Here is a 1,806-nt window from a genome sequence, read left to right as displayed (position 1 = left end):
ACCAGCTCCCCTTTTTCAATTTCAAAATTCACATCACGATTAGCCACAATCTCTGTATCCCCAACCTGGCAACGCTTGTAGCTGTGTTTCATTTCAATGTAAGCCGGCTCTATAATTTCTGTAGTGGGTAAAACCACCATAGGTCTTATGGAGCCTATTTTGCTGTAGAAAAAAAGTCCCATAAGACCTATAATGAAAAGTGACCAAACCNTCATTAGAAAGAATCATATGGAACAATTANATTTTATCACAAACTTACTCGGAATTAAAGACAAGAACATCATAATCTTGGATTATCTGGATGCTGGAACACATAAAGAAATCATCGCTAAGCTAGATTATCCTGCTCCTAAGTGTCTCGACTGTCAAGGACAAATGGCTAAATATGACTTCCAAAAAGAATCTAAAATTCCCTATCTAGAGTGTGCGGGCTACAAAACTCTTATTCGATTGAGAAAACGCCGTTTTCGTTGTAAAGTATGCGGAAAAATAGCTGTCGCAGAGACTTCCTTAGTCAAAAAGAACCACCAAATCTCAACGATCGTCAACCAGAAAATCACTCAAAAATTAATCGAGAAANTCNCTATGACNGCTATCGCCGAAAGTTTATCGGTCTCTACTTCGACAGTCATNCGTAAATTGAAAAAATTTAAATTCAAGACAGATTTATCTTCCCTTCCAACTCACATGTCTTGGGATGAGTANNGCTTCAAGAAAGGTAAGATGAGCTTTATTGCACAGGACTACGATACAAGAAAGATTGTAGCTATCCTAGATGGACGGACTCAAGCAACTATTCGCAATCATTTCCTTCGCTATTCTAGACAGGTGAGAAGTCGTGTGAAAGTCATTATCATGGACATGTTTAGTCCCTACTACGATATGGCTAGAAAACTTTTTCCTTCTGCTAAAATCGTTCTCGACCGCTTTCACATTGTCCAGCATCTCAATCGAGCAATGAATCGCGTACGCATCCAAATTATGAATCAGTTGGATCGGAGATCGCACGAATATAAAGCACTGAAACGTTANTGGAANCTCATNCAACAGGATAGCCGTAAACTCAGNGATAAACGTTTTTATCGACCAACTTTTCGCTCACACTTGACCAATAAAGAGATTCTAGAAAAGATACTTGCCTACTCTCAAGAACTTAGACAGCACTATAATCTCTATCANCTCCTACTCTTTCATTTTCAAGAGAAACAAACNGAACATTTCTTTAGTCTTATTGAAGAAACAATTTCTTCTGTAAATCCTATTTTTCAAACTNTTTTNAAGACCTTTTNGAAAGATAAGNACAAGATCATGAATGCACTGGAACATCCCAACTCAAACGCAAAACTAGAGGCNACCAATAACCTCATCAAAGTCATCAAGCGAAATGCTTTTGGCTTNCGGAACTTTGANAACTTTAAAACTAGAATTCTCATTGCTTTGAACATCAAAAAGGAGAGAACCAATTTGGTCCTCTCCAGGNTNTANCTTTTCNTCAACCCACTACAGTTGACAAAGAGCCCACTGTTTATTTGCTGATCATTAATTGTATAACAATTACGATAAATCTTCGCTTTCTTCATGTTTTTCACTATAAATGAGATTAAATAAATCTCTTTTTAAGCTGTCTAACTGCTAAGGTATAGAAGACAAAAATATAAGCACTATTGACAACTAAGAAAAGGATAAATTCAGATAAGGTAAAAGGGACTAAGGAACGAGCTCGATCACCAACAGCAATCTGAGCATAAGGGAAAATTCTAAAAAGACCTTGTCCAATAAAGAGGGTCATAAGTGAGGGTCATAAGT

1 protein-coding gene and 1 pseudogene are annotated in these 1,806 nt (G+C 37.1%); one reads left to right on the top strand and one right to left on the bottom strand.

Annotated features, from left to right (window positions below):
* Positions 1–228 precede the first annotated feature (228 nt).
* Positions 229–1,536 (top strand): ISL3 family transposase, encoded by a 1,308-nt coding sequence (locus D8863_RS10325; RefSeq protein ID WP_125441848.1) that lies wholly within the window; start codon positions 229–231, stop codon positions 1,534–1,536.
* A 64-nt stretch (positions 1,537–1,600) separates the two neighbouring features.
* Here the strand turns inward: D8863_RS10325 and D8863_RS10320 are convergent.
* Positions 1,601–1,792 (bottom strand): annotated as a pseudogene (locus D8863_RS10320) (ABC transporter permease); the annotation flags it as partial.
* Positions 1,793–1,806 lie beyond the last annotated feature (14 nt).

The organism is Streptococcus oralis (assembly GCF_003943825.1).
GTDB lineage: Bacteria > Bacillota > Bacilli > Lactobacillales > Streptococcaceae > Streptococcus > Streptococcus oralis_CD.
Note: the sequence above shows the minus strand (reverse complement) of the source record. Positions and strands in the feature narration are given on the sequence as shown.